At 59.1% G+C, this 252-nt stretch carries 1 rRNA gene; it reads left to right on the top strand.

Annotated elements, in window-relative coordinates:
• Positions 1-252: ribosomal RNA gene (locus FCK22_RS18475) — 23S ribosomal RNA — on the top strand; the annotation flags it as partial.

Raw genomic sequence — 252 nt, forward strand, 5'->3', positions numbered from 1 at the left:
GAGAACGGGGACGCCAGTCTCGGTGGAGCCTCCCTTGAGATACCACCCTTGTTCTGCTTGATGTCTAACCGCGGACCGTTATCCGGTTCCGGGACCTGTGTGGCGGGTAGTTTGACTGGGGCGGTCTCCTAAATCGTAACGGAGGCGCGCGAAGGTTGGCTCAGAGCGGTCGGAAATCGCTCGTTGAGTGCAATGGCAGAAGCCAGCCTGACTGCGAGACTGACAAGTCGAGCAGAGTCGAAAGACGGCCAT

The organism is Sulfitobacter sp. 15WGC (assembly GCF_005068605.1).
GTDB lineage: Bacteria > Pseudomonadota > Alphaproteobacteria > Rhodobacterales > Rhodobacteraceae > Sulfitobacter > Sulfitobacter faviae.